Consider the following 19,195-nt stretch of genomic DNA (forward strand, 5'->3'; position numbering starts at 1 on the left):
AGGCACTAGCATTGCATTAAACCTGACACAAGAAATTAACGGAACAGTATTTACTAAATATGTTAATTTATATGTTATTTTCATGGAATAAAATAAAAAAAGCTCCTATTGTTGAGTTAGATGCGTTACCCATAACTCATCTCAACAAAAGGAGCCAACCATGGGTAACATACACAATTTATCTGTGATTCGTCAATGCTTTTCTTATATTTCTGAAGAAAATTTTAGCTTTCCAATTTCCGATCATCGTGTTCGCAAGCTTACTACCTTAAAAAGTATCAAGTTAATTTTAGCCTCCCAACTCGCTAAGTGGGATTCTTATGAACACATTTCTCAAGCCACTTCGAACAAGCACAACGCTGCAGGAAAGTCTGGAACTATCCAGCATCAGTAGTTCTCAAATCTCCAGGCGTCTAAAGATGATTCCTACCGAGATACTCGAAGGTCTATTCCTTGAACTCATCGGCAAGGTCAAGCAGAAAGCTCCATCGGAAATCAAGGGCACACAGATTCGGATTATCGACTCGACTTGTCTAAGACTTCCGGCGACACTGGCCAACTGGGCGTACGTAACCCGTGACCACACTCAAATCAAAATTCATGTTCGAGTCTTGGTTTTGACTAAAAATGAAGAGAAAGAGGTCATTCCTGAGAAGGCCATCCCTACTACGGGGAATGTGAGTGACTACGAAACCATGAACTTTCTGGTCGAAGATGACGGCACAATATACGTGATGGATCGCGGTTATGTGAAGTATAAACAGTTCGATACTTGGCTAGAGCAAAAAGTTCAATTCGTAACTCGAATCAACGAAAAACATAGGGTTTGGCAGGTGGAGCAAGAGCTGCCGGTTCATCCGGATTCAAACATCATCCGAGATGCTATCGTTCAATTAGGGAGTGCCTTTCGCAAGACAGAGAATTCTTTACGCCTTGTAGAGTTTTTGGATGAAAAGGGGCGCAAGTATCGTCTGGCTACTTCGTGCTTTGACCTAAGTGCTGAGGAAATCGCGGACATCTATCGGCAGCGTTGGCTGATCGAGCTATTTTTCAAGTGGATGAAGCAGCATTTGCGATTAGTGAAGCTGTATAGCTATGATCCTCAAGGGATATGGAACCAGATCTTTATCGCTTTGATCGCTTATGCTATGGCCATGCTCATTCATGTGATCAGTGGAACCCGAATGAGTTTGTGGGAAGTGCTTCAATCACTTCGTCTTTTATGGGAGAAACCTAATTTGCTACTTGAATCCGAGCTTCATCGAAGGAGTAAAAGCCAGAACAACAAAGGGCGTCAAAGGAGTACAAAAATGTACAAGGAACCGCCTATTATGAACACATCGGTTGGAATGATCAAGCCAAGAAGAAAATGAAGCTGAGTGAAGAGGCAAAATAGAACAAAAAGTTAATATCCATAAAATGGAATAACGCATCTATTTTCTGACCCCCTTCATTTTTTGGCCAATTACTTAAAAATCGATATGGAAAAAAATTACACAACATCTCTGTAAGCCATCATGTAAGCTTTGGTGCAATGCCAGTGATTTTTAGGGCCTTATTTTCGGAACAAGCGGGCCAAACCCTGATTTCGAGGCCAGCCACAGGGCAATAAGGCCTTTTTTAACCGCTATGATTCCACCGGAGCCGAAGCGGGACGAAATAGCGTCCCAAAAGGCCGTTAACGTGGCGGGCGGCCGGGTAAAATTACGGGCGTCGGATCCAGCACGCCACACCGCTTCTTAACTCGTCGAATAAGCATTAAAATGGTCCGTACCCTGTCAGATTTGATGTAACGTCGATGCGTTATTAGTGTTGGATCCCTTCCTGCTGCAATCGTCCGCGCAAGAATCGCCCACGCGGAATCGCCCGCGCCGAATCGCCCGTGCGGAATCGCCCGCGCAAGAATCGCCCACGCGGAATCGCCCGCGCCGAATCGCCCGTGCGGGATCGCCCCGCGCAAGAATCGCCCGCGCCGAATCGCCCGTGCGGAATCGCCCGCGCAAGAATCGCCCACGCGGAATCGCCCGTGCGGGATCGCCCCGCGCAAGAATCGCCCACGCGGAATCGTCCGCGCCGAATCGTCTGTGCGGGAACGCCCGCGCAAGAATCGTCCGCGTCGAATCTTCCGCAGCCGGGAACGCGGGCGCGAAGGCGCGCCGGGCAACGGCCGGGTCTAACGCTGGAAGCGAAGCGGGGTGATGGTCTGGTTTTCCCCAGGACCAGGTTCCTTCCCTTTGTTGCGGGATTTTTTAAAATTATGTTATCATTACTCTATTATATGGGCTCGAGAAAAGATTGGGGGCTTGGAAGAGGACATGTGGACTGTTATGTACATTGCGCCTACCGCCAAAGTGGCGGACATGATCAAGACGAAACTCACCGAAGAAGGCTTTCTTGTCCAAACACGTCCTGTTAATTTATCCAAACAGCAGTTTGAAATTTTAGTTCCGTCTGGTGAACTGGAAGAGGTTCAAGAGGTTCTTAATTCGATATTGCATCCCTGAGGGCAAGGAAATAGGCATGGGCAACTTACCGGCATTGTTTCCTTGTCTTGCTGTGATGCGGCCAATAAATTTAACGGCTGAAGAGGTGTAGTTGTGTTTAAAGACTTGTTTCAGAAAAAAAGGAAATACGCGACCATTCCTTCAGAACGTTTGGGGACCAGCGAAAGTCCGCAGCCGGGAGACCGGCCGAAGCGTGAAATACCTGAGGGTCTGATGAGTAAATGCAGCCGCTGCGGCAGCATTCAATACAGCAAAGAGCTTGAAAAGAATCTTAAAGTCTGCCCTTCCTGCGGGCACCATATGCGTTTAAACGCCTTGGAACGGATTCAAATGACGTTGGATGAGGGAAGCTTCCTTGAATATGATGCGGATTTAATTTCCGTCGACCCGCTAAATTTTCCGGGTTACGCGAACAAGCTGGAACAGCAGAAGCTGAAGTCCGGGCTTCGTGAAGCCGTTGTAACCGGAGAAGGGACGATCGGCGGCTTTCCGGCGGTCATGGCCGTGATGAGTTTTGATTTTTTCACGGGCAGTATGGGCTCCGTCGTAGGCGAGAAGATTACGAGAGCGATAGAAACGGCGACGAAGAAGCGTCTTCCGTTGATTATATTCTCGACTTCGGGTGGAGCACGGATGCAGGAAAGCATTTTAAGTCTGATGCAAATGGCCAAAACCAGCGCTGCGTTAGCCCGTCTGGACGAGCAGGGCGGCCTGTATATCTCGGTCATTACGGATCCGACTACCGGGGGCGTTTCGGCCAGCTTTGCCATGCTCGGCGATCTTATTATCGCCGAACCCGGCGCGGTGTTCGGTTTTGCCGGCCGGATCGTGATCGAGCAAACGATCCGCCAGAAGCTGCCGGATGATTTCCAGACGGCGGAGTTCAACTTGCAGCACGGTCAACTGGACATGGTCGTCCACCGTAAAGAGCTGCGGGCCACCTTGGCTCAGGTACTGGATCTGCACAACGTGAAGGGAGGAGTTAATCATGGCGGGTGAGCTGCCTTTTGAAGCCCCTCTCGTGAAACTTCGCGAGAAAATCCGGGAGCTGGAGCAATTTGGTCAGGAGAAAGGGATCGATTTCAACGAGGAAATCGCCCGGTTGGAAGAGCGGTACAAGCAGTTGGAGGAGGAGATTTACAGCAGCATCTCCCCTTCGCAAAAGATGCACTTGGCGCGGCATCATCAGCGTCCGACTTCCCTGGATTTGATCGAGCTTATTTTTGACGATTTCATGGAACTCCATGGCGACCGCGTGTTTGGGGACGATCTGGCCGTTGTCGGCGGACTGGCGAAGCTGAACGGGACGTCGGTGACCGTGCTCGGACAGCAGCGGGGCAAGGATACCAAAGACAATATCGCCCGCTTCTTCGGAAGCGCGCATCCCGAAGGTTTCCGGAAGGCGCTCCGTCTGATGCGGCAAGCGGAAAAATTCGGCCGTCCGATCGTTACGTTTATCGATACGAAGGGAGCATACCCGGGGATTACGGCGGAAGAAAGGGGGCAGTCGGAAGCCATCGCCCGGAATTTGCTGGAGATGGCCAAGCTGCGGGTTCCTGTCGTCTGCGTTGTCATCGGCGAGGGAGGCAGTGGCGGCGCGCTTGCGTTGGGCGTCGGAAACCGGGTTTTGATGCTGGAGAACGCGATTTATTCCGTCATCTCGCCGAACGGAGCGGCTTCAATCCTTTGGAAGGATGCCTCCAAAGCCGATCAGGCGGCGGAAGCGATGAAGATTACCGCCCAGGATTTGCTGGAAATGGACGTGATCGAGGAGATTGTTCCGGAGCCTCGAGGCGGTGCGCACCGGGACTACGAGACTACGGCCGTGGCCATCAAAGAGAGTGTCGTTCGGCATTTAGAAGAATTGTCTCTTATGAATCCGGACGAGCTTGTGGAAGACAGATACCGGAAATTCCGCAAAATCGGACAATTTGCCGAGGGCGGGGCGAGCCGGGCGCAGGAAAAAGAAGCAGAGCCCATTATAGATTCCTCCCTAGTGGGTAATGACTAGATAGACTGTTACAATATGATAAACTTCCTATACAAAATGGGGAAAATGTAGTAAATTTAATTGTTGGAAATGATGTATAGAGAGAACTAAATAAACGGAGGAAACCCAAAATGCGCAAAACAAAAATCGTATGTACTATCGGTCCTTCCAGTGAATCGTTAGACAACACCAAGAAACTGATCATGGCCGGGATGAACGTCGCTCGCCTCAACTTCTCCCACGGAGATTTCGAGGAGCATGGGAATCGGATCAAAACGATCCGCCAAGCGAGCGAAGAGTTGGGGAAATCAATCGCCATACTGTTGGACACGAAAGGTCCTGAAATCCGCACCGGCAAATTGAAGGAAGAACCGATCGAGCTTGTGCAAGACGAGTTCATCACTTTGACAACCGAAGAAATTCTCGGCGACAAAGACCGCATCTCCATCACATACCAAGAGCTTCCTGGCGATGTGGAAGTCGGTTCAACCATTCTGATCGATGACGGTTTGATCGGTTTGACCGTAGTGGATATTCAAGGAACGGAAATCAAGTGTCGTATTGTCAACGGCGGTACCATCAAGAGCAAGAAGGGCGTTAACGTCCCAGGCGTAAACATTTCCCTGCCAGGCATCACTGAGAAAGACGCTAACGATATTATCTTCGGGATCGAACAAGGCATCGATTTCATTGCGGCTTCCTTCGTTCGTAAAGCCAGCGACGTTCTTGAAATCCGTCAATTGCTGGAGAGTCACAATGCCACGCACATCCAAATCATCTCTAAGATCGAAAACCAGCAAGGCGTGGACAACCTGGATGAGATTTTGGAAGTTTCCGACGGCCTGATGGTTGCCCGCGGTGACTTGGGTGTGGAAATTCCTGCGGAAGATGTGCCGTTGGTACAGAAGCGCATGATCGAGAAATGCAACCGCGTCGGCAAGCCGGTCATCACGGCGACGCAAATGCTGGATTCGATGCAGCGCAACCCTAGACCTACACGCGCTGAAGCAAGTGACGTGGCCAATGCGATTTTCGACGGTACCGACGCGATCATGCTGTCCGGCGAAACGGCTGCCGGGAAATATCCGGTGGAGTCCGTGCTGACGATGTCGCGTATTGCCGAGAAAGCGGAATCCGCGCTGGAATATCGCGAAATGTTTATAAAGCAAAGCAATGCGCAACAAACAACGGTGACCGAGGCGATTTCCCAAGCGGTGGCTAACTCCGCGCTGGATCTGAACGCCAAAGCGATCATCACTTCGACGGAAACGGGTTATACCGCTCGTATGGTCTCCAAATACCGTCCGAAAGCGCCGATTATCGCCGTCACCACGGAAGACCAAACGCTGCGCCGTCTTGCGCTGAACTGGGGCGTAACTCCGGTGAAAGGTCAATTGGCCACTTCCACGGACGAAATGTTCGACAACGCGATGAAGGGTGGACTGGATTCCGGTCTTGTGAAGGAAGGCGATCTGGTTGTGATCACAGCAGGGATTCCGCTGGGCCGCTCCGGTTCGACGAACCTGGTCAAAATCGGACAAATCCGCAAGTAATAGCTTTAGATACAGCTAGCCGCATATCAGAAGCAATGGGCTGCCCGTACAACGGGCTTTCCATTGCTTTTTTGCTAGATTAAGCCGAACTAGAAACGGTGCAACTCTTGTAAATGACAGGGAAAGGGGCGTACTAAAGATGCATGTTAGCGAGCTGGCGATCAAGCCCAAATATTTTGAGTTCGATATGATGGGCATCGTCTATCATGCCCACTATCTGGGCTGGTTTGAAGCGGGACGGACCGCGTTGATTGAGGAACTGGGACTAAACTACATTCACATGGAGCGGGCGGGTTATATTTCGCCGGTTCATGAAATGAAGGTGGAATACCGGAAAGGGATCCGTTACGGGGATGACGTTTTGCTCCGAACCTGGATCAGTTCGAACGGCGGCGTCAAAACGGAGTACGCCTACGAGGTGCTGAACGGGGGAGGCGAGCTTTGCGTCGTCGGATCATCTACGCATTATGTGGTCCGAAGGGAGGATTTCAAGCCCGTTCAGTTCAAAAAAGTATTTCCGGACTGGTATGAAGTATTCGAGCGGGCCAGTAAATTTTGATTCCGGTACATCAAAACGTTACAATACTCTTTAGAGCTTTGCTATAATTCATGGAGTTACGCCGCAGGAAAAAGGAGTTATTGTATGCGCAAATGGATAGCGGTATTTATCGTAGTCGTTCCCCTGGTAGAGTTTTGGGGTTATGTGTGGGTCGGGGAGCGGCTTGGTGTCGGAAAAACGATCTTTCTGACCTTGGCCACTTCGGTGATCGGCCTTCTGATGATGCAGTTTGAGGGCCGCAAGCTGATGGCGGATGCCAAATCTCAAATGATTGGCAACCAGATTCCCGGCAAAATGATGATCGAGGGCTTATGCGTGTTCGGCGGCGGGATCCTGCTGTTGATTCCGGGTTTCGTAACCGATGCGATCGGGTTTACGATGGTGTTTCCTTTAACGCGTCCCCTTTATCGTTTGCTATTGATGAAATGGATCGGCAAAAAAATCAAAGACGGAACGATCACCTTTTTCCGGCGTTGACTTTTTGATTTTTTTTCGATATAACTAGTTTAACTATTTTTGGAACTGCATATGAAATATCTGCGAACGGGACAGTACGCTGCTGGAAACCATAAAAGCGAGCCGGGAGGGTGGAAGCCGGTATGGGGAAGTGGGCGGAAGCGGGCCCGGGAGATGGTTTGCCGAAGGCGGCGGGGGTTGCCGCAAGCCGTAGTCAAATCCGGGTGTTGGCCGTTATCCTTCAGAGTGGTTGGGACGATGGGTCCCGACACGCAGAGTGGTACCGCGGGAACTGTAAGTCTCTCGTCTCTTCAATGGAGATGAGGGGCTTTTTTATTTGGAGAAAAGAGGGGATTGGAATGGATTGGTTTAAAAAAATCGTCGCGGAACAGATCGCTAGAGTGCTGGAAGAAATTACGGAGCAGGAAATCCGGGACTTGCTGGAGATCCCGCGGGACGCTTCCATGGGCGACTTGTCGTTTCCTTGCTTTACGTTAGCCAAAAAGCGCAAGGCTTCCCCCGCGGGGATCGCCCGGGAGCTTGAGGAGGGGCTTCATGCCCGGGGTATCGCCGGGTCCGGCCTTATCAAAGTGTCGTCGCAAACGGGTTACGTCAATTTTTCTTTGGATCATGCCGCAGTAGCCGAGGCGATATTGCCCGGGATTTTAGAAAGCGGGGAGCGGTATGGAGCGGGGGATATAGGAGCGGGCAAAACGGTGGTGATCGATTTTTCCTCCCCGAATATCGCCAAGCCTTTTCACGTAGGCCATCTGCGCTCCACGGTCATCGGAAGCGCGCTGTACCGGATTTACTCGTATCTGGGTTATCGTTGTGTCGGTATCAACCACCTGGGGGATTGGGGGACGCAGTTCGGGAAGTTGATCACGGCCTACCTCCGCTGGGGAACCGCCTCCCGCCTGGAGGAAGCGGCCATCGACGAGCTGTTGGGGTTGTATGTGCGTTTTCATGAGGAGGCCGACAAGGACCCCGCTTTGGAGGATGAGGCCAGAGAGTGGTTCGTCAAAATGGAGCAGGGAGACGAGGAGGCTAAGAAGCTGTGGAGACGGTTCGTCGATGTAAGTCTGGCGGAATTCCAGAAGATCTACGATCGGCTCGGCGTGCGGTTTGATTTTGTGACCGGGGAGAGCTTTTACAATGAGTATATGGATGATGTTGTGCGGGAACTGAGGGAAAAACGCCTGCTTGAGGAGGATGAGGGCGCTTGGCTTGTCCGCCTCGAGGAGTACGGCATGCCCCCGGCCTTGATTCTGAAAAAAGACGGCAGCTCCCTCTACCCTACCCGCGACATAGCGGCGGCGCTGTACCGGAAGCGGACCTTCGGCTTCCATAAAGCCTTGTATGTGACGGACTATTCGCAAAGCCTGCATTTTAGCCAATGGTTTAAGGTGATCGAACGGATGGGCTACGGGTGGGCGTCCGAACTTGTCCACGTTCCGTTCGGGCGGGTCAGCCTGGAAGGCGAGGCCATGTCCACCCGGAGGGGGAAAGTTGTCCGGCTGGAAGAGGTGCTGGATCAGGCGGTTTCCAAAATCCGCGAGATTATTGAGGAGAAAAATCCCAAGTTGGAGAACAAAGAAGAGGTTGCCCGGCAAGTTGGCGTGGGTGCGGTCATCTTCAATGACCTGCGGGGAAACCGGATCAAGGACATCGATTTTTCCTGGAAAGAGGCGCTCAGCTTTGAAGGGGAGACAGGGCCGTATGTTCAATATACGTACGCCCGGGCCTGCAGTGTACTGCGCATGGGGACGGGAACCGAGGATCTGCACGGCTTGAACCTTAGGCCCGGCATCGATTGGGACCCTCAACGGTTAAGCTGTGAGGCGGAGTTCAGGATGATCAAACAGCTCGGCCTGTTCCCGGAAGTGGTCGGGCAGGCGGCCGCTAAGCTGGAGCCTTCGCTGATTACCCGCTACTTGGTGGATACCGCCCAGGCTTTTAACCGGTTTTATCACGATTGTCCTATTCTGAAAGAAGAAGCCTCGCTGCGCATCGCCCGCCTGGCTCTCGTTCAAGGCGTGCGGATCACGTTGAAGACCGGGCTGGGACTGATCGGGCTGCAGGCGCCGGAGCGGATGTAGGGCGAACGTGGAGGAAGGCTGCAATGAATCATCGCAGCCTTCCGTTCACGATATAGTTGCGCAGATCGCGGATCACGCCCGCGCGGATCATGGCGCCGATGACGACGAAGGAGACGGGGCCGATAATCAGCCCAAGCACACCGAACAGCTTCAGTCCAGCAAACATGGCGATCAACGTGGGCAGGGGATCGAGACCGACGCTGCTGGCCAGCACTTTGGGCTCGATCAGTTGGCGTGCGATCAGAATCACGCCGTACAGAATCGACAGCCCGATCCCTAGTCCGAGGTCCCCTGTCATATAGGCATAAAGCAGCCAGGGGACCATGATGGTTCCGACGCCGAGATAAGGGAGCAGATCCACCAGACCGATTAATAAGGCATAGGTGAAGGCGGATTCGACGCGCAAAATCAGAAGGCCGATGAGGACGATGACGGCCGTGATCGAGATCATGATGAACTGGGCGCGCAAATAGCCGAACAGCGCTTTTTGCAAATCCCTCCAGACCTCTCCGGCGGTCTTACGAAAGGCAGGAGGGATAAAGCCGGCGAGAAACCGGATGTGGCGCTCCCAGTTTTTACTGATAAAAAAAGCGGCCAGCAAGATGACGACCAGAATCAGCCCGAGATTGGGCAGCGAGGTCAACAGTTGAACGATCCCGCTCAGCAGACCGCTGAGCAGGCGCGATACCGCCGAGCTGATTGTGCTTGTTGTGTTGTCGATGTTTTGATTGATCGTGTTTTCGTAATCCGGGTTATCGGCAATAAAGCGGTTGATTTCATTGATGATGTTTTGGATTCCTTCGCTTTGGCTCCATTCGACAAACCATTGCCGCCAGTTTTCGATATGCTGGTCCAAAGACTCGGCCAGGCTGATCAGCTCTTTGACGAGCCGAGTGATGGCGGCGGACAGGACGATCCCAGCTCCCCCGAAATAAACCAGGAGCGCCGCGGTAACCGCGAGCCAGCGCGGCAGTTTGACGGCGGCCTGCAGCCAGCGCACAAAGGGGTTCATCGCATAGGCGATCAGCCAGGCGATCAGGAACGGATACACTAGCGGCAGCGCCCAGTAAAAGCCGCCGGCCAGCAGGATCAGAACCAGGAGCACTCCGGTCCCCCGCATCAGGCGGTTTCTCAATACATTATCCAAACGGCATTCCCCTTTTCGGACAGGTCCTCTTTCTACCCTATTACTTAGCCTCTTTTTCTATGCCGGAAACAATTTGCCCAGGAAGTTCACGAAGTCATCGAAAGCAAAAAGATATAAAGTGACTTTTTTCATTGCAAAACGAAAGCGATTACAAAAAATCATTTATCACCACGATAAAACAATTTGATATCCCAGACCAGGCTGTTCGGGTTCCCTTGTTTTTAAAAATCCAGTATGATGAATTTACAGGATGAACCGAGTTACCGATGAACACGGTACCCGGCGTCATAGCCAGATATCTACTTTGTCCGGGCCTTGTTATTGCCATGCTCTGAAAATTTTAAACTTTTAAATTGAAAATGTTTTCATTGGCTTGTTCGGCTCATATTTCGTTTTTAAAGGAGAGATGCACTATGACGGCTACCAAAGGACTGGAAGGGATTGTGGCAGCGACTTCATCCATCAGCTCGATTCACGACGGGGTTCTTGCCTATCGCGGCATTAATATCGATGACCTGGCGGAGCGTGCGACTTATGAAGAGACTGCTTATTTGCTTTGGTACGGCAAGCTGCCTACCAAACATCAGTTGGCCAACCTGCAGAATCAACTAAGCGAATATGCGCCGGTACCGGAAGCGGTTCTCGAGCAAATGAAGCTCTATCCGGCCAACGCGAATACGATGGCCGTTCTCCGTACAGCCGTTTCGGCCCTGGCTTTGTACGACGAGCAGGCGAATGACAATACGCGCGATTGCAATCAACTTAAAGCGATCAAACTGCAGGCCGAGCTGCCTACGTTGATTGCCGCTTTTGCCCGGATCCGCGAAGGGAAAGAACCGGTCGCTCCCTTGAAAGGCGTTTCGCTGGCTCACAACTTCCTTTATATGCTGTCCGGCGAGGAGCCGGATCCGGTCGCCGTCCGCGCCCTGGATCAAGCGCTAGTCCTGCATGCGGATCATGAGCTGAACGCTTCCACCTTCTCCGCCCGCGTCACGGTCGCTACGCTGTCGGATATCTATTCCGGCGTCACCTCCGCGATCGGTACCTTGAAGGGCCCGCTGCACGGGGGAGCCAATGAGGCGGTGATGCGGATGCTGAGCGAAATCGGCACCTTGGATAAAGTCGAGGCTTACATTCAGAACAAGCTCGCCAACAAGGAGAAGATCATGGGCTTCGGCCATCGGGTTTACAAAAACGGGGACCCTCGCGCCAAGCACCTGCAAAAAATGTCCCGTCAGCTGGGGTTGATGAAGGGCGATACGACCCTTTACGACATTTCGGTCAAAGTGGAAGAGCTCGTGACGAATCAAAAGGGACTGAAACCGAACGTCGATTTTTATTCGGCCTCGGTTTATACGATGCTGGGCATTCCGAGAGATCTGTTCACGCCGATCTTCGCGATCAGCCGCCTGTCCGGATGGACCTCTCATATTTTGGAGCAGCTTGACGACAACCGGATCATTCGTCCGCGCGCCGAATACACGGGAGCGACGAATCAGCGCTACATCCCGATCGATCTGAGATAACGCCGACCAACCCGGGAAACCGGGTTGGTATTATGTTAAAATGGATAACACACGAATATAAGGAGGAAATCAAAGACATGCTGAAATTGGAAAAATTCAGTCTTCCGACCGAAGGCGAAAAAATCGTTATCGATAACGGCAAGCTTCAGGTGCCGAACAATCCGATCATTCCTTTCATAGAGGGGGACGGCACAGGCCGCGACATTTGGAAAGCCTCCAAGCGGGTTCTGGATGCCGCTGTGGAGAAAGCTTACGGCGGCGAGAAAAGAATAGCCTGGTACGAAGTATTCGCGGGGGAGAAGGCCTACAATACATACGGGGAATGGCTGCCAGCGGATACGCTGACTGCGATCCGCGAGTATATTGTGGCGATTAAAGGCCCGTTGACTACGCCGATCGGCGGCGGCATCCGTTCGCTGAACGTGGCGCTCCGCCAAGAGCTGGACCTGTACGTATGTCTTCGCCCGGTCCGCTATTTCGATGGCGTTCCTTCTCCGGTGAAGCGTCCCGATCTCGTGGACATGGTCATTTTCCGGGAGAATACGGAGGATATCTATGCGGGAATCGAGTACAAAGAGGGCTCTGAAGAAGTGAAGAAGGTGCTCCAGTTCCTGCAAAATGAAATGGGCGTGAAGAAGATCCGCTTCCCGGAAACCTCCGGCATCGGGATCAAGCCGGTTTCGGAAGAGGGCTCGAAGCGTCTGGTGCGCGCGGCCGTGGAATATGCGATCAAGCATGGCCGCAAGAGCGTTACCCTCGTACACAAGGGCAATATCATGAAATTCACCGAGGGCGCCTTCAAAAACTGGGGTTACGAAGTGGCTGAGGCCGAATTCGGCGACAAGGTATTCACTTGGGCCGAGTACGACCGGATCAAGGAAGAATCCGGAACCGATGCGGCCAATAAAGCGCAGAAGGAAGCCCAAGACGCGGGCAAAATCATCATCAAGGACGCGATTGCGGATATCGCGCTTCAGCAAGTGTTGACGCGCCCGACGGACTTCGATGTGATCGCTACCTTGAACCTGAACGGCGACTACTTGTCCGACGCCTTGGCGGCTCAAGTCGGCGGCATCGGCATCGCGCCGGGGGCGAACATCAACTATGTAACGGGGCATGCGATTTTTGAAGCCACTCACGGTACGGCTCCGAAATATGCGGATCTTGACGTGGTGAATCCCGGCTCCGTGATTTTGTCCGGGGTGATGCTCCTTGAGCATTTGGGCTGGCAGGAAGCGGCCGACCTGATTTATAAAGGTCTGGAAACATCCATCAACAACAAGACGGTTACCTACGACTTTGCCCGCCTGATGGAGGGCGCTACGGAAGTGAAGTGCTCCGAGTTCGCGGATCAAGTCATTAAAAACATGTAGGAGGTCTTGATCAACGTGGCTATTCGTCGTAAAAAAATTACGGTCGTCGGCGCCGGCTCCACCGGCGCGACTACGGCGCTGATGCTTGCGCAAAAAGAGCTCGGGGACGTCGTTCTCCTCGATATCCCGCAGTTGGAGAACCCGACGAAGGGCAAGGCGCTCGATATGCTGGAAGCCGGTCCGGTCCAAGGCTTCGACAGCCATATCGTCGGGACCTCTTCCTACGAAGACGCCGCGGAATCCGACATCGTCATTATTACGGCGGGGATTGCCCGCAAGCCGGGAATGAGCCGCGACGATCTCGTGAATACGAACGCGGGGATCGTGCGTTCCGTTTGCGAAAACGTGAAGAAACATTGCCCGAATTCCACGGTCATCATCCTGAGCAACCCGGTGGACGCGATGACGCATACGGCTTACCGGACGCTAGGGTTCCCGAAAAACCGCGTGATCGGCCAATCCGGCGTGCTTGACACCGCGCGTTACCGTACGTTTATCGCGCAGGAGCTGAACGTTTCGATGGAAGACGTTCGCGGCTTTGTGCTCGGCGGACACGGCGACGACATGGTACCCCTTGTCCGGTATTCCAGCGTCGCCGGGATTCCGATCGAAGCTCTGCTTCCGCAGGAACGGATCGAGGCCATCGTCCAGCGCACGCGCGCGGGCGGCGGCGAGATCGTCAACCTGCTCGGCAACGGCAGCGCCTATTATGCGCCGGCCGCATCGCTCGTGCAGATGACGGAAGCGATCCTGAAGGATAAAAAACGGATCCTTCCGGTTATCGCTCTTCTGGAAGGCGAGTACGGCTATGACGGCCTGTTCATGGGCGTACCGGTCATTTTGGGCGGGGACGGCATCGAAAAAGTGTTCGAGCTGGAGCTGACTCCGGAAGAAAAAGCGGCTTTGGATAAATCCGCGGCGTCTATACGCGAAGTCATTTCGATCGTTCGAGGGTAAACATGTCAGAAATGTGAATTTTTGAAAATGAGGAATCCTCCCGTCTCGGGGGGATTCCTTTCTTTTAATGACAACTCTAGGTATAATAGATTGTAATAAATCTAATTGACAAAGGTGGTTGTGATATGTATGGAATCATGATGTTTCTCCACATCGTGGGTGCCTTGGCGCTGGGCTTCTACCTGGTGCTGCCGATCGTATTCAGCAATGTGCCCAAGCTGACGCCGGCTGCCCAGGAAGGTACCGTGTCCGCCGTGAAGACGCTTAATACGTATGCGCAGATCGGCTTGGTCGTTCAATTGTTGACCGGCGGATATTTGATCAGCGGCGGCGGTGGCGGATATTCGGTGCCATGGATGATCGTTGTTGTGGTCTTGTTCCTGGCGATTGGAGCCTTCAGCGGGATGCTGGGGAAGCCGCTCCGTCAGGCGACGGAAGCAATCCGGGCCAACAAAGGGATTCAGGACACGGCCGGAAAGCTTCGGACCTTCAGTACGCTGCTTTGCCTTTGCGTGCTGCTGATTTCCTTCTTTATGGTGTACAGAAATATCATTTAGCCATTAATGGAATTCCCTACATAAGGGCATAAAGAGACCATTCCAGAGCCAGGCGACTGAAATCGCTGCCCGGCTTAGGAATGGTCTTTTTGGCCAAGCCATCAGATCACGGCCGGGCATTCACGCTCGCAATATCCTTGAACTCCTCCCCGGAGGAAACCGGGCGCGACAGCTCGTGGCAGCGAACGATTTTGGAATCTGCCCATTGGAACAAAGCTAACAGTTCCACCTGTCCGCGGGCTCCGTGTTTCTTCGTAACATCCACTTCATATCGAACCGCCGCCATCTGCTCCTCCTGGTCAAACACGATATCATGAAAAGGGGACACCCGGATTTGCCCGGCGATCCTTTTCAATTCCGCAATATGATTTCGGAAGGCGACCAGGTCGGATGTAACGCCGTCCGTAGTCTGCATGTAGTTGCCGGCAAAGTAATCCGGTATTTTGTCGATGTTTAAATTCTCAACGATATCCCGGTACATTTCCTCCAAAAATAAAATAGCTTCCGTCTTGTTCATCATAATAACCTCCGAGTTTAGGAAATTTGTGATCAGATCAAGCTGGACCATGCGTTCAAGAATCGAATAATCACGTCTAGTTCCTCGTCGGAAAAAGCGCCGAACAGCCGGATATATTCATCCTTCAAACGTTCATGAATCCGGTCATGGGCCTCCGCCGATGCACCGCCTTGTTCAGATAAGCGATAATAAATTTCTTTCTGATTTGCGACGTTGTGCGAGGGAAGCAGCAACTGCCGTTCCACAAGCGGACGGACAGCTTTGGTTACCGCAGGCTTGGAAAGATGAAGCCGCTCCGCAAGCAGCGTGTTATTTAATGCTCCGGGCTGTTTTTTGACCAGAGAGAGAATGTGGAGCTGGGTGAGCGTCCATTTTGATTCCGCTGCGGGAGTCAATTCGGAAGCGAGCATCTCGGCCGCCGTGCTTCGCGTTTGCACCCGTTTTTCTCTTCTCATAATGAATTGTTGAACGGCTTCAAGGGCTTGATTCTGTTTATCGGTTTCCATGGGGTACCCCTTTCTGTATAGTTAACCGGTTAACTATATTTTAGTTTACCAGTTAACAAAAACTTGTCAAGCACGAAAAAAACGCGAGTTGAAGAAGAACCTTCATCCCACGTTTTCTATTTCTACTTCTGCATATCATCCAAGTGGGCAAACATCAACTTCAGGATGTCGAGCGCCAGTTGTTTTTCTTTCGGCGAACGCTCCATCATGATTTGCCTTACTTGATTCATAAATTGGTCATCGTTGATCTCGATGGAATCGTGCAGCAAGTAGTCGACGGTAACGCCCAGTTGATTGGCCAGTTTAACGAGAGTTTCCAGGGATAAACTGCGTTCGCCCCGCTCAATCTGCCCTATGTATGCGTCGGAAACCTCGATTTTCTCAGCGAGTTTTTCCTGAGTCAGATTCATCTTGTGCCGCTCCTGCCGCAGCCGCTTGCCTAGTGCGTCATAGTCCATATTACCCCTCCTGTATTTAACCATAGTGAGATTGAGAGGCAAAGATAATAAACTGTTAGTTTTGTTTCTGTTTACTGAAAGCATGAATTGAAGTATTATGGTATTTGGAATCGGATAAAACAAGAAGTATACCCTGATTCTGGATTTATTTATTATGCGTGCTAAGGAGAATTTTTATGTCTTCCCAACCTATGGTTTCTATCATTATGACGGTAAAAAATAACGGGATCGATCTGTTTATGGCCATGGAGTCCTTAAAGGTTTCGCAAACTTCCATACCTTACGAGCTGATCCTGGTCAATGAGGGATCGGTGGACGGATGCTGCGATTTTTTGATGAATTATAATTTTCCCCGGCCTTTCCGTTTGCTCAAGGGCCAGACCGGTGTACCTTCCCGGAATTTGGGTGCGGCCCACGCGTTCGGCGCCTACCTGATCTTTTGTACGCCGCGGTTGTATTTTGAGGATCATTGGATGGAATCCCTGTTGGCACCGATATTGGGGGGCGAGGCCGACGGGGTATCCCCGCGAATGGAGATCCATGAAACTTCCCGATTCGTTCCCGAGCCTTGTTACGAAGGGGAGCTTCTTCACAGTATGGAACAGTATCCTTGGAGGATTGACGACGAAACGCTTGCCTGGTTATCCCCGGATTGCTTTGCGATTTCCCGGGAGAAATTTGAGGAAATTGGCGGGGTGGAGGAGAACTTTGTCGGCAAAGAGCTGGAAACCTCCGAGCTTTCGCTGCGAATCTGGCTTTTTGGAGGGCGTTGCCAGCTGGTTTCCGCAACCACGTTAATGCTGGTCTACAGACAAAATTTCCCCAGCGATGACAGCGGTAAGAAATGGGGGGGCGATTTGCTCAGGCTTGCCGAGCTTCATTTCCAGGAGAAGCGGATTGCGGCTTGCCGGAGTTTGGTGGTCCAGGCATTCGGTGAGGGGGCGCTGGGCCCTTTGGAGGAGATATCCCGCGCAACGTCTTTTTCCAGAGAAAAATATGCGGTTCGGCGCATGCGGGACGATTCCTGGTTTTTTGACCATTTCGGGATTCCGGTTTAACGATTTCCTGTTTGGTCCCAATCCTCCGGTGGTAAGTTAGTTCTGGAAGCGGCTATACCTTCACGTCGGGTTGTCTTTCACCATTTAGGGACTCGGCATAAGCTTCGGCGTGTAGGCCTATCCTAGAAAGGGTAACCAGGACTACGATTGACGGAAGGAGAATGAACCATGTCAGGAAACGGACAATCGAAGCAAACGATGCCTCCGCAGCATCAGGATCAACAGCCCGGAATCGAATCGGAAATGCATCCCCGCCCCGAATACGAAGGAACTTATTTGGCGGCGGGCAAGCTGCGCGGTAAAGTGGCGCTGATTACCGGAGGGGACAGCGGGATCGGCCGCGCGGTCGCGGTCGCCTATGCGAAGGAGGGCGCCGATATCGCGATCGTCTATTTGAACGAGCATGATGACGCCAACAAAACGAAAGGGGAAATTGAGCAGGAAGGCCGTAAATGCGTACTGATTCCGGGGGATGTGGGCGATGAGAGCTTCGCCAAGGAAGCGGTTAAACAAACGGTCAATAGCCTCGGCGGCCTCGATATTCTGGTCAATAACGCCGCGGAGCAGCATCCGCAGCAGCAGATCGAGGATATTACGACCGAGCAGTTGGAGCGGACGTTCCGGACGAACATTTTCTCGATGTTCCACCTCGTAAAGGCCGCGATGCCGCATTTGAAGAAGGGAAGCGCGATTATCAATACAGCTTCGGTCACGGCTTATAAAGGCAATCCGACGCTGATCGACTACTCTTCCACCAAAGGGGCGATCGTCAGCTTTACGCGCGCGCTTTCGATGAATATCGTCGGAAAGAAGGGAATTCGCGTCAACGCGGTAGCGCCGGGGCCGATCTGGACACCGCTCATTCCGTCGACGTTCGACGCCAAGCAGGTGTCCGAGTTCGGCGGGAATGTCCCGATGCAGCGCCCGGGGCAGCCGGAAGAATTGGCCGGGGCCTATGTGTACCTCGCCTCCGACGATGCTTCCTACATGAGCGGACAAGTGTTGCACATTAACGGCGGCGAAATCGTCAACGGTTAAACAAAAGGGTGTCCCCAAAAGTCAAAAATGACTAGGTGACACCCTTTTAATTTTAACGGAAGCTATAGCAGCTATTTTGCGCAATATGCCCATTCGATGATCCTAACGGAAGCCATAGCAGCTATTCTCTAAAATACCGACTGTTACGACCATGTTTCGGAGGAATAGAGGCTATTGTTTCCTTTAGAACACTGAAATAGGGGAAATGTCGAGATTATCAGCTACTATTTCCGTTAGCCGTGCCAGTGGTGTACTCACAACCCGGGCCAGCGGATGGAGCTTGTTTGTCATGCCTCATCTGACAACTCGTCCAGTGTCATTTCAAAGCTGGGTGCGAACTCTCTCAGGAAGAAGTCGACTTCCGGCAGACACATATGTTCCAGCTTGGCAAGGAGCTGCTGCTTCGCCACCGCAAATTCGCGGTTTCCGGCCGCCAATTCCCAGGCGCATTTCAAATAGGCGTCAAGCGTGTCGGCCGCCTTCACCATTCTCATCAGCTCGGCGTCCCCGTCGGGCCCTTGATGGGTCGAAGGCGAGACCAATGGGGCGTAGACGGCCCGCAAAGAAGGAGGCACCATGGAAAGCAGCCGCTCGGCGGCAATCCCTTCCATTTCCCGGAAGCTCGCCAGAAGCTTGGGATTGTGGTGCTTCACGGGCGTTGGGATATCCCCGGTAAACACCTCGGTGGCATCGTGAAACAACGCGAGCGTGGCGGCCCGTTCGGCATTCAAACTGCGCCCTGTGACATGATTGCCGATCTCGCATAACAAATGGGAGAGCAGCGCGACGTGAAAGGAATGTTCCGCGACGTTTTCGGCAGCGGTGCTCCGCATCAGACTCCAGCGCTGGATAGAACGCAGACGATACATATAAGCAGAAAAATGGTAGCTCATCCGT

The 19,195-nt window shown here is 52.4% G+C and carries 20 protein-coding genes and 1 other annotated feature; of the genes, 15 read left to right on the forward strand and 5 right to left on the reverse strand.

What is annotated here, in order from left to right; genetic code table 11:
* Window positions 1-320: 320 nt before the first annotated feature.
* From V4U88_RS24775 to argS, 9 genes are all read left to right on the forward strand, one after another.
* Complete coding sequence (locus V4U88_RS24775) at window positions 321-1,373, forward strand: IS4 family transposase (protein WP_334073952.1); 1,053 nt, start codon at window positions 321-323, stop codon at window positions 1,371-1,373.
* A gap of 610 nt (window positions 1,374-1,983) precedes the next feature.
* Window positions 1,984-2,199 (forward strand): hypothetical protein, encoded by a 216-nt coding sequence (locus tag V4U88_RS24780; RefSeq protein WP_334075875.1) that lies wholly within the window; start codon window positions 1,984-1,986, stop codon window positions 2,197-2,199.
* Between the two features lie 116 nt (window positions 2,200-2,315).
* Window positions 2,316-2,504, forward strand: coding sequence for a hypothetical protein (locus V4U88_RS24785; RefSeq protein WP_036624401.1), 189 nt, complete (start codon window positions 2,316-2,318; stop codon window positions 2,502-2,504).
* A gap of 93 nt (window positions 2,505-2,597) precedes the next feature.
* The gene (gene accD / locus V4U88_RS24790; RefSeq protein WP_334075876.1) at window positions 2,598-3,503 is read left to right on the forward strand and encodes an acetyl-CoA carboxylase, carboxyltransferase subunit beta; all 906 of its coding nucleotides are present in this window, start codon (window positions 2,598-2,600) and stop codon (window positions 3,501-3,503) included.
* Window positions 3,493-4,515 (forward strand): acetyl-CoA carboxylase carboxyltransferase subunit alpha, encoded by a 1,023-nt coding sequence (locus V4U88_RS24795; protein WP_334075877.1) that lies wholly within the window; start codon window positions 3,493-3,495, stop codon window positions 4,513-4,515. Before accD ends, V4U88_RS24795 begins: the two co-directional genes overlap by 11 nt.
* A gap of 110 nt (window positions 4,516-4,625) precedes the next feature.
* A complete protein-coding gene (gene pyk / locus V4U88_RS24800) occupies window positions 4,626-6,047 on the forward strand; it encodes a pyruvate kinase (protein ID WP_334075878.1) in 1,422 nt (473 codons plus the stop codon).
* Between the two features lie 139 nt (window positions 6,048-6,186).
* Window positions 6,187-6,606, forward strand: a complete 420-nt coding sequence (locus tag V4U88_RS24805) for an acyl-CoA thioesterase (RefSeq protein WP_334075879.1) — start codon at window positions 6,187-6,189, stop codon at window positions 6,604-6,606.
* A gap of 84 nt (window positions 6,607-6,690) precedes the next feature.
* A complete protein-coding gene (locus V4U88_RS24810; RefSeq protein WP_334075880.1) occupies window positions 6,691-7,083 on the forward strand; it encodes an FxsA family protein in 393 nt (130 codons plus the stop codon).
* A 53-nt stretch (window positions 7,084-7,136) separates the two neighbouring features.
* Window positions 7,137-7,376: a binding site (T-box leader), on the forward strand.
* Window positions 7,377-7,421: 45 nt separating this feature from the next.
* Window positions 7,422-9,161 (forward strand): arginine--tRNA ligase, encoded by a 1,740-nt coding sequence (gene argS / locus V4U88_RS24815; RefSeq protein WP_334075881.1) that lies wholly within the window; start codon window positions 7,422-7,424, stop codon window positions 9,159-9,161.
* A 28-nt stretch (window positions 9,162-9,189) separates the two neighbouring features.
* Here argS and ytvI read toward each other — a convergent pair whose 3' ends face one another.
* The gene (ytvI, locus tag V4U88_RS24820) at window positions 9,190-10,308 is read right to left on the reverse strand and encodes a sporulation integral membrane protein YtvI (RefSeq protein ID WP_334075882.1); all 1,119 of its coding nucleotides are present in this window, start codon (window positions 10,306-10,308) and stop codon (window positions 9,190-9,192) included.
* A gap of 413 nt (window positions 10,309-10,721) precedes the next feature.
* Between ytvI and V4U88_RS24825 the strand changes: the two genes are divergently transcribed.
* The 4 genes from V4U88_RS24825 (at window position 10,722) to V4U88_RS24840 (ending at window position 14,721) form a co-directional block, all read left to right on the forward strand.
* On the forward strand, window positions 10,722-11,834 hold the full coding sequence (locus V4U88_RS24825) for a citrate/2-methylcitrate synthase (protein WP_334075883.1): 1,113 nt from the start codon (window positions 10,722-10,724) through the stop codon (window positions 11,832-11,834).
* A 77-nt stretch (window positions 11,835-11,911) separates the two neighbouring features.
* Window positions 11,912-13,207: an NADP-dependent isocitrate dehydrogenase gene (icd, locus tag V4U88_RS24830; RefSeq protein ID WP_334075884.1), complete on the forward strand. Its 1,296-nt coding sequence runs from the start codon at window positions 11,912-11,914 to the stop codon at window positions 13,205-13,207.
* 15 nt (window positions 13,208-13,222) lie between these two features.
* Window positions 13,223-14,164 (forward strand): malate dehydrogenase, encoded by a 942-nt coding sequence (gene mdh, locus V4U88_RS24835; protein ID WP_334075885.1) that lies wholly within the window; start codon window positions 13,223-13,225, stop codon window positions 14,162-14,164.
* Between the two features lie 125 nt (window positions 14,165-14,289).
* Window positions 14,290-14,721, forward strand: a complete 432-nt coding sequence (locus V4U88_RS24840; protein WP_334075886.1) for a hypothetical protein — start codon at window positions 14,290-14,292, stop codon at window positions 14,719-14,721.
* 106 nt (window positions 14,722-14,827) lie between these two features.
* On the opposite strand, the gene V4U88_RS24845 is transcribed toward V4U88_RS24840, so the two are convergent.
* The 3 genes from V4U88_RS24845 to V4U88_RS24855 form a co-directional block, all read right to left on the reverse strand.
* A complete protein-coding gene (locus tag V4U88_RS24845) occupies window positions 14,828-15,241 on the reverse strand; it encodes a nuclear transport factor 2 family protein (protein WP_334075887.1) in 414 nt (137 codons plus the stop codon).
* A 29-nt stretch (window positions 15,242-15,270) separates the two neighbouring features.
* Complete coding sequence (locus V4U88_RS24850) at window positions 15,271-15,744, reverse strand: MarR family transcriptional regulator (protein WP_334075888.1); 474 nt, start codon at window positions 15,742-15,744, stop codon at window positions 15,271-15,273.
* Window positions 15,745-15,866: 122 nt separating this feature from the next.
* Window positions 15,867-16,202, reverse strand: coding sequence for a helix-turn-helix domain-containing protein (locus V4U88_RS24855; RefSeq protein WP_334075889.1), 336 nt, complete (start codon window positions 16,200-16,202; stop codon window positions 15,867-15,869).
* A gap of 176 nt (window positions 16,203-16,378) precedes the next feature.
* On the opposite strand from V4U88_RS24855, the gene V4U88_RS24860 reads away from it, so the two are divergent.
* Complete coding sequence (locus tag V4U88_RS24860) at window positions 16,379-17,260, forward strand: glycosyltransferase family 2 protein (RefSeq protein ID WP_334075890.1); 882 nt, start codon at window positions 16,379-16,381, stop codon at window positions 17,258-17,260.
* A 168-nt stretch (window positions 17,261-17,428) separates the two neighbouring features.
* On the forward strand, window positions 17,429-18,298 hold the full coding sequence (locus tag V4U88_RS24865; protein ID WP_334075891.1) for an SDR family oxidoreductase: 870 nt from the start codon (window positions 17,429-17,431) through the stop codon (window positions 18,296-18,298).
* Between the two features lie 287 nt (window positions 18,299-18,585).
* On the opposite strand, the gene yfbR is transcribed toward V4U88_RS24865, so the two are convergent.
* Window positions 18,586-19,191 (reverse strand): 5'-deoxynucleotidase, encoded by a 606-nt coding sequence (gene yfbR, locus V4U88_RS24870; protein WP_334075892.1) that lies wholly within the window; start codon window positions 19,189-19,191, stop codon window positions 18,586-18,588.
* Window positions 19,192-19,195: the final 4 nt, after the last annotated feature.

Origin of the sequence: Paenibacillus sp. A14 (assembly GCF_036864815.1) — a bacterium.
In the GTDB taxonomy this organism is placed as follows: domain Bacteria; phylum Bacillota; class Bacilli; order Paenibacillales; family Paenibacillaceae; genus Fontibacillus; species Fontibacillus sanfengchensis.